Source organism: Dactylosporangium sp. NPDC050688 (assembly GCF_040654515.1).
Taxonomy (GTDB): Bacteria; Actinomycetota; Actinomycetes; order Mycobacteriales; family Micromonosporaceae; genus Dactylosporangium.
On sequence record NZ_JBFAIC010000022.1, the window covers coordinates 23,128 to 30,896 of the forward strand.

The 7,769-nt window shown below is 69.9% G+C and carries 9 protein-coding genes; all 9 read left to right on the forward strand.

What is annotated here, in order from left to right:
* Positions 1–42 precede the first annotated feature (42 nt).
* The 9 genes from AB0H83_RS22005 (at position 43) to AB0H83_RS22045 (ending at position 7,745) form a co-directional block, all read left to right on the forward strand.
* On the forward strand, positions 43–1,887 hold the full coding sequence (locus tag AB0H83_RS22005; RefSeq protein WP_360096837.1) for a hypothetical protein: 1,845 nt from the start codon (positions 43–45) through the stop codon (positions 1,885–1,887).
* 145 nt (positions 1,888–2,032) lie between these two features.
* On the forward strand, positions 2,033–2,323 hold the full coding sequence (locus AB0H83_RS22010) for a WXG100 family type VII secretion target (protein ID WP_360096840.1): 291 nt from the start codon (positions 2,033–2,035) through the stop codon (positions 2,321–2,323).
* 30 nt (positions 2,324–2,353) lie between these two features.
* On the forward strand, positions 2,354–2,644 hold the full coding sequence (locus AB0H83_RS22015; RefSeq protein WP_360096843.1) for a WXG100 family type VII secretion target: 291 nt from the start codon (positions 2,354–2,356) through the stop codon (positions 2,642–2,644).
* 95 nt (positions 2,645–2,739) lie between these two features.
* Positions 2,740–3,357, forward strand: a complete 618-nt coding sequence (locus tag AB0H83_RS22020) for a hypothetical protein (protein WP_360096846.1) — start codon at positions 2,740–2,742, stop codon at positions 3,355–3,357.
* A 15-nt stretch (positions 3,358–3,372) separates the two neighbouring features.
* Positions 3,373–5,733, forward strand: coding sequence for a hypothetical protein (locus tag AB0H83_RS22025; RefSeq protein ID WP_360096849.1), 2,361 nt, complete (start codon positions 3,373–3,375; stop codon positions 5,731–5,733).
* A gap of 14 nt (positions 5,734–5,747) precedes the next feature.
* Positions 5,748–6,074, forward strand: a complete 327-nt coding sequence (locus tag AB0H83_RS22030; RefSeq protein WP_360096852.1) for a hypothetical protein — start codon at positions 5,748–5,750, stop codon at positions 6,072–6,074.
* Positions 6,071–6,976 (forward strand): hypothetical protein, encoded by a 906-nt coding sequence (locus AB0H83_RS22035; RefSeq protein ID WP_360096855.1) that lies wholly within the window; start codon positions 6,071–6,073, stop codon positions 6,974–6,976. Before AB0H83_RS22030 ends, AB0H83_RS22035 begins: the two co-directional genes overlap by 4 nt.
* Positions 6,973–7,431 (forward strand): YbaB/EbfC family nucleoid-associated protein, encoded by a 459-nt coding sequence (locus AB0H83_RS22040; protein ID WP_360096858.1) that lies wholly within the window; start codon positions 6,973–6,975, stop codon positions 7,429–7,431. Before AB0H83_RS22035 ends, AB0H83_RS22040 begins: the two co-directional genes overlap by 4 nt.
* Positions 7,431–7,745, forward strand: coding sequence for a hypothetical protein (locus AB0H83_RS22045; protein WP_360096861.1), 315 nt, complete (start codon positions 7,431–7,433; stop codon positions 7,743–7,745). The genes AB0H83_RS22040 and AB0H83_RS22045 overlap by 1 nt, the downstream gene beginning before the upstream one ends.
* The last annotated feature ends 24 nt before the right edge of the window (positions 7,746–7,769 follow it).

Here is a 7,769-nt window from a genome sequence, read left to right on the forward strand (position 1 = left end):
AGGAAACAGGTCGAGGCGCTCGACACCGTCCGCGGCAACTTCGTGCGCCTGCTGGCCGACCTCGAGGACGAGTTCCGCGGGGCCGCCGGCGCGGCCGTGCAGCAGCGCGGCGCCGAGATCGTCACGTACATGAAGACGGTCGCCGACGCGGTACGCGAGTCGCCGCCGCCGATCGACGCCACCGGCCACGACATCGTGGTGTACGGGCGGTCGTTCTGGGACGCGAAGGCGGTCTTCGACAAGCTGGCCGATGCCGAGGCGGAGGCATTCGTCAAGTGGTTACGTCAATATATGGCCAACGCCCGGCGCACGCTGACGGCACAGATGGCCCAGCGGGCGCGCGACGCGGCCCACCAGATGGTCGAGCGGAACCTGCACATCCCGCATCAACGCAAGCTGCTCATGATCCTGGCCGCCAAGTACGCCGGAAAGCATGGGCGGCTGGATCCGTTCGCGATCGAGACCAAGGGAACGAGCTATACCTATACCGGCGGCTCCGGCGGTGGTTCAGGTTCGGGTTCGGGCTCCGGTTCGGGCTCTGGTTCGGACTCCGGTTCGGGCTCCGGGTCGGGCTCCGGGTCGGGCAGCGGCTCCGGCGGCGGATCGTCCGGGAGCGGTTCCGGCTCGGGGTCTGGCTCCGCCAGCGATGATCAGGCCCGACGGGACGCCGAAAACAAGGCCAATGCGGCCATCGACCAGCTGAAGGCCAACGCGCCGGGGCCCGGCTTCGGCACCGGTGGTTCGGGCCCGGGCTCGGGCGCCGGTCTGGACGCGGGCGCCGGCCCGGGGGCGGGGACCGGGGGTGCCACGGGCAGTTCGCCCGGGGGATCCGCTGGTGCGGGCTCTCCGGAGTCGGGCACCGGGTCGGGCTCCTCAGCCGGCGGTGGGATGCCGGGGCTCGGCGGTGGCCAGGGCTCGGGCTCCTCAGCCGGCGGCGGGATGCCGGGACTCGGCGGTGGCCAGGGCTCGGGTTCGGGCTCGGGCTCGGGTGGCTCCCCGTCGGGCGGTTCTTCCTCGCCGGGGTCCTCCTCCCCGGGGTCCTCATTGGGCGCCGCGGGCCAGACACCGCTGCAACCCACCCGCCCCACGGCGCCGATGGTGTCCGACGGCGCGGGCGGGGGAACCCCGCTCTCGGCGCAGCAGGACAAGGCGTTGCAGGACGCTCGACGGGCGGCCCAGGAGGCGATCGACGCCTTGCGAAAGCCCGCTGACTCGGCCGACCGGACCACGGCGCTGGACGACGCGAAGCAGGCCCTCGGCGCCGCGCTCGACGACCTTGCCGACAGCGGCATTCCGGGTTCGACCGACCGGGCCGGGGCGCTACAGGCCGCCCGCGCCGCCGCCGACCAGGCCATCGACGACCTCCTGGACGGCACGTCGTCCGACCCGGCGGCCGAGGACCGGGCCCGGGCGCTGCAACAGGCGCGGGACGCGGCCGACCGGGCGATCGACGACATGCTCGATCGGTCGCTGCCGATCACATCGGATTCCAGCGGGGCTTTGTCGCGCTTTCTCAACGGCGGCACCGCCGGGTCCGGTGGCGTCACCACCGCCGGGGCCGGCTCGTCGGGCGGTGGCTCATCCGGGGGTGGCTCGTCGGGCGGGGGCACCGGGGCGGGGACGCAGGTCGGGATCGCGAACATCTCGTCCGGCGGGGACGTCGGCGGTCAGCGGACGGGTTCGCTGTTCTCACCGGCGGTCGATCCTGCGGCGCTGGCCGACAACCGGGGCATGCCGATGGCGCCGCCCATGGGTGGCATGGGCGGCGCGGGCGGCAACCAGAAGCAACGCGACCGGGCCACCTGGGTCGAGGGCGACCCGGAGGTGTGGCAGGACGAGGAGGACGACGCCGTGTCCTCGCGGGCGATCGGGCGCGGTGACGGGTGAGCGCCGGTGAGGGATATCCCCGAGGCGGCCGCGATTTCCGTGCCGACGGTGCTACGGGCGTGTTGCGGATGGTGGCATGGCGCGTGTCACACACAGTTCGCCAGCGGCACGCCCGTCGTGCCCTCGCTGACTCGGGAGGTCATTCATGGCGAAGGCTACCAAAGGGCAAATCGAAGACATTCACAACAACGCCGGCCGCCACCGGGATTCCGCCAATGCGTTCCAAGAGGCCAACACCAAAGTGCAGAACACGGTCGATGGCTTGAGGGCGATCAACAAGGGCGACCTCATGGACAAGCTCGACGCGTTGCAGGACGAGTGGAGCACGAACGTCAAGAGGGTCGTCAACGACCTCAACGAGATGGCGAGCTACCTCGATCAGGTCGCGAACCAGATTCAGCAGCAGGACGCGGACAGCGGCGGCGGACTCAACTGACACCGCCCGACAGTAGATAGGAGGATCGTCATGGCCGACTTGGTTCATTACGACTACGAGTCGATGGACAACGCGTACGAGGACATGAAGAAGACTTCGGACCTGATGCGGCAATCGTGCCAGGACCTGACCTCGGACGCGCTGCGGCTGCTGCAGGGCAGCGCCGGCGGCGCCTACGCCGATGGCTACGAGGCCAAGGTGAAGAAACTCAACGCTCACTTCGAAGAGCTCAACGACCAGATGACGAATCGCGCGAAGGAACTGCAGAAGCGGTTCGACGACATGGGCCAGATGGACATCAAACTCGGCGACGGTTTCTGACGCGGCCGGCACCCGGGGGGCCGGCCCCGACCGGCGCGGCCGGTGTCGACCCCGCCGACGCGTATGCGTAATCGCGAGAGGACGGTGAGGAGTTCATGGCAACGACAACGACCATCTCCACCACAGAGGCGGACGATTTCGCCCGTCGCCTGCGCGCCCTCGTCACGCCGGAGACGGTCTCGAAAATCGGGAAGCTGAAGACGATCGAGCTCGAGGCGGGACCGCCAGGCATGAACGCGGCCGAGTGGCTCGAGGCGATTGTGGGTGATCGCCGGGCCGCAGTGGTCGAACATCTCAACTACCTCGACACCGTGTTCGAGGGCATGGCGACGGCAGTGCAACGCGTCGCTGCGGTCCTGACCGGAGTCGATGCCAGTGCCGACTTGGCCGCGGGGGCTCTCAACACCTGGATCGACCAGGTGAACGGGGTGAAGATCCCGGCCTTGCCCCCGGGAGTCAAGACCACCTACGACACCGGGGACACCGGCGGCGACCCGCAGATGCTGTGGCAGGTCGGCCCGACCGGCACCCACGCCGGCACGGACCCCAATATCGTCATCAATCTGCCGGACGGCAAGGCTGGCCTGCCCAACCAGCAGCTCTTCGACGAGTACGGGAAGATCATCAGCGACGCGCACGACGGCGAGAAGCCGCCGGCACTGATCTACACCGACGACGGTCGCGTCATCAAACCGGGCGATCCGGAAAACTAGCAGGCGAGGTCAACGGTGGCAGACGGTGGACTGGTCGGCTCGTTCGACGTTGCGCCCCCAACAGGTCAAACCTTCGCTCACATCAAAGTGTGGACGGACCTGTGGGGCGAGTACGGGCATCTCGTCAGCGATGCCGAGTCGATCGCGAAGCAATGGTGGGACGCCGCCACGCTTTTCCGCGCGTACGCCGACGCGTTGGACGCCGTCGCCGCCGACTTCCAGAAGATCCTGGCTGAACTGCGCGCCAAGTTCAGCGGCGCCGCGGCCGAGGCGATGGCCGCACGCGGCGACCAGATCGTCAAGCACGTGATGGAGGTCGCCAAGCAGGTGCGCGGCTACCCCGTGGTTGTCGACAACACCGGGCACGACATCAAGGTGCACAGTGTGGCGTTCTGGGAGGCGGTCAGCTACTTCCACCGGATGACCGAGATAGAAGAGGACAAGATCGAGGAGAACATCCGGGCGATCACTCAGGATTCCGGGATGTCCGGGTCCGAGATCGACGACCTCGTGCGGCGGGGGCGCGATGCCGCCTACCAGATGGTCGAGCAGAACTACATGATCCCGCATCAGCGGAAGCTGTTGATGGTTCTCGCCTCGAAGTACGCGAGCAAGCACGCGGCCCTGATGCCGATCGACATCCAGATGAAAGACTTCAAGACCGTCTCCACTGGCGTCGGCGGCAACGGGTCGAACAACGACTCGGGCAGTGGTTCCGGTAACGGTTCGGGCGGTGGTTCCGGTTCCGGTTCCGGTTCCGGTTCCGGTTCCGGTTCCGGCGATGGCTCCGGTTCCGGTTCGGGCGGTGGCTCCGGCTCCGGTTCCGGTTCCGGTTTGGGCGATGGCTCGGGTTCCGGTTCGGGCGATGGCTCCGGTTCCGGTTCCGGTTCCGGTTCCGGCTTGGACGGTGGCTCCGGGTCGGGGATGCCGGGCGGCGGCTCCGGATCGTCTGGCGGATCCGGGTCGCAGAAGGCAGCAAACGACGCCGCGAAGGCGGCCAACGACGCGATCGACGCCATGAAGGGTGCGGGCGCGGGTGAGTCGGGCGGCACCGAGTCGGGCGGTTCCGGGGCGGGCAGCCCGGGGTCGGGCAGTTCCGGGGCGGGCAGCCCGGGGTCGGGCAAATCCGGGTCGGGCGGCGGTCCAGGCTCCGGCGAGCGGGACAAGGGGATGAAGGACGCCCAGGACGCGGCCAACAAGGCGATCGACGACCTCATGGGCGCCGGCTCGGGCTCCGGCCCAGGGTCGCCGTCCGGCTCCGGCTCGGGTGGCGGCAGCAAGCGGCCGCCAACGAGCTCGTCGGGCCCGGACTCCCAGGAACGCGCCCAGGCCCTGAAGGATGCCAAGGACGCGGCCGACAAGGCGATCGACGACCTTCTCGACGGCACCGAGGACGGCAGTGGCAATGGCATACCGACCACATCGGACCCGGACGCGCAGCAGCGGGCCGAGGCCCTGAAGGACGCGCGGGAGGCGGTCGACGACGCGATCCAGGACCTCATCGACGAGAACGAGGCCTCCGATGCCGACCCGCACGACAAGCAGGTGCGGGAGGACGCGCTGCGCGATGCCCAGGACGCGGCCGACGACGCGATCGGGGACCTGATCAAACGGACCGGTGGCGACTCGGCGCTCGACGAGGTGCGCCAGGACGCACTCGATGACGCGCACGGAGCGGTCGACGACGCCCTGGGCGACCTCAACAGCGAAGGCTCCGAGGTTCGGCAGGACGCGTTGGATGATGCCCGGACGGCGGCGGACGATGTCATCGACGAGCTCAAGAACGAAGCGCCCGACCGAGGTCTCGACACGGCGCAGGAGATCCACGCCGATGCGCTCGGCGACGCGAAGCGGGAGCTGAGCGCCGAGTTCGGCCGGCTGACCAACGAGACGCTGGCCGATACGACGCTCAGTGACGCCGACAAGCTGGCGCGGGTGGACGCCCTCAACGACGCGAAGAACGCCGCGCTCGCAGCGGTCGACGATGCTATCAAGTCCGACGCAGCCCAGGGGCGATCCGAGCTCTCGAGGTTCCTCAGCACGCCCACCGGCGGCCAGACCGGGGGCCAGACCGGTGGCACGGGCGGGACCGGAGGCGGGGTCTCGGGCGTCCAGCTCGGCACCGCCAGCGGTGGCGGTGGCGGTGGCGGCCAGAGCGGCGACGGGGGATCGGGTGCCCCGATGAAGCTCGACGCCACCTCGATGCCGGCGAACCATGGCATGCCCATGGCGCCGCCCATGGGCGGGATGGGCGCGGCCGGCCAGCCGCAGCGGGAGCGCGATCGCGCCAACTGGCTGGAGGGCGACGCGGACGTCTGGGTGGACGACGACGAGTGGTCCAGCCGTGCCATCGGGCGCCACCCGTCGTCGAGTTGAACCGGAGGCAGCACATGGCAGTAACCACATCCATCGACGGCGTCGCGATCGACCTGCTCGTCACGAGGCTGCGGGCGCTCGTGCCACCGGCGGTGCTGGCGGAGCTGAAGCAGCCGGGCAGTCCGCGGCTGCAGGCCGAAGGCGCCCTCTTCGACGCCGCCCGCTGGCTGGACGACGTCGTCGAGGACCGGCAACAGGCGCTCGCCGAGCAGGTACGGCAGCTTCACATGCTCTTCGAGGAGCTGGCCGAGGCGCTCATCCGCATCCGCGGCGAAATCGCTCTCGCCGACAGTACGTCCGCGGACATCCTGGCCACGTCCCTGACTCGGGAGTCGACATGATCCCCCCCGCCCGAACGACGGCGGATGCCGTCGCCGACGCGCTCGAGTCGGTCGATCCGGCCTGGCTGCACGCACGGGCCGCACGATTCGACGAGGCGGACAGCCATATCGCGGGCATCGCCGACGGCTTCCGGTCCGTGCTGCGCGAGGTGGTCGAGGTCTGGCAGCGATACGAGGCGGGCGGTGCGGCGCCCGTCCTCGGCGAGCGTTCGAGGCAGGCGTTGCGGCGGCTGGAGGAGCTGCGCTCGCACGAGCCCGGGGAGGCGCTGCGGCGGGCCGCCGACAGCCTGGCCCAGGCGCGGCTGGAGCTGCGGGACCTGCGGGCAACGCGGGCCGCCACCTCCGGTGCGGCGGCGGCCGCCGACGAGCGGGCGGTCGCCGTGCTCAACCGGGTCTCCCAGGACTTCGCCGAGGCCGGCGGTCACCTGCTGGCGCTGCCGTACGGGCCCGGCTCGGAGATCGCCGGTCGCGGGCCGGGGCCCGCGTCGTCCACTGTGAAGCCGGCCCCGATGGAGCTGGAGGCGGCCGACGACCCGAAACCCCTGGGCGGCCGGGACCGTCTCCCTGGCCTGGGCGGTGTCTCGCCGCTGTCCAGCCTGCCCGACACACCCAATCCGGCCGGAGGTCAGCCGATGATGCCGATGATGCCCATGGGAATGGGCGCGATGGGTGCGATGGGCCAGCCCGGGGGCAAGGATCGGCAGCCCGGTGGGCAGGGCACTGCCGACCCCGGGGCGTGGCACGAGCCCGACGACGGCTGGGAGACCGTCGGCCGGGGCACCGGCCGGTCGGACCCGTCGGGCCGCACGGCCCAGCGCCAGAGTGCCGAGCGTGAGGTAGAGCGGATGATCGACGACCTGCGGGAGGGGCGTCGAGACCCGATGACGAGGAGAAGGATATGAGTCAGCAGCTGGAGGGCGGTGGCCTGTCCCGCGGCCGGATCGCGGATGCACTCGCTGAGCTGGAGGAGCAGCGCCGCAAGCTCACCGCGATGCAGAGCGAGATGGCGACCACCACGACCACTGTCCGCGCGCGGGACCGCCTGTTCACCGTGACGCTGGACGGCCGGGGCGAGGTCACCGGCATCAATTTCGACGGTTTCCGGTACCAGCGGCTGGCCCCGACCGAGCTCGCCAAGCTGATCGTCGACACGATCGCAACCGGTCGCCGGGAAGCCATCGAGAAGATCGGCACGATGATGGGCGGCGATCCACTGCCCGGCATCTCCTTCACGGAGGTCGCCACCAATGCCCGACCGGCCGCCGAGGTGCTCGACTCGTTCCTCGGCGCCGCCCTGGATCGGTTGCCCGACAACGTTCGTAGCCGGGTCGAGCAGCGCATGCGAGGGGATCAGTAGTGTCCAGGATCACGCACATCGACATCCCGAGTGCCGATAACGCCATCAACAACCTCGGGAAACTCGTCGCGGACTACCAACAGGCCGTGGCGCAGATCAGGCGGATCGCGAGCGACCTGCATGGGTGTTGGGGCAACGACGACATGGGTAACGCGTTCGCCGCGAGCTATGTCGACCCGGCCGCCGACGTGCTGGCCGGGTCCGAACAGTCCGTCGCGTCGCTGCGCGAGGTGGAGAAGTACCTGCGCGAGGCGGTGCGCAGGTTCCAGGAACTTGACGAGGGCTCCGGCCGGTACCTCGAGTTCCAGGACTAGCGAGACAGACGAGCAGGTATCGCC

What these genes read in the sequence shown, in the direction of transcription:
- AB0H83_RS22010 (WP_360096840.1), top strand. Translation starts at nt 2,033, where the DNA reads ATGGCGAAGGCTACCAAAGGGCAAATCGAAGACATTCACAACAACGCC.
- AB0H83_RS22015 (WP_360096843.1), top strand. Translation starts at nt 2,354, where the DNA reads ATGGCCGACTTGGTTCATTACGACTACGAGTCGATGGACAACGCGTAC.
- AB0H83_RS22020 (WP_360096846.1), top strand. Translation starts at nt 2,740, where the DNA reads ATGGCAACGACAACGACCATCTCCACCACAGAGGCGGACGATTTCGCC.
- AB0H83_RS22030 (WP_360096852.1), top strand. Translation starts at nt 5,748, where the DNA reads ATGGCAGTAACCACATCCATCGACGGCGTCGCGATCGACCTGCTCGTC.
- AB0H83_RS22035 (WP_360096855.1), top strand. Translation starts at nt 6,071, where the DNA reads ATGATCCCCCCCGCCCGAACGACGGCGGATGCCGTCGCCGACGCGCTC.
- AB0H83_RS22040 (WP_360096858.1), top strand. Translation starts at nt 6,973, where the DNA reads ATGAGTCAGCAGCTGGAGGGCGGTGGCCTGTCCCGCGGCCGGATCGCG.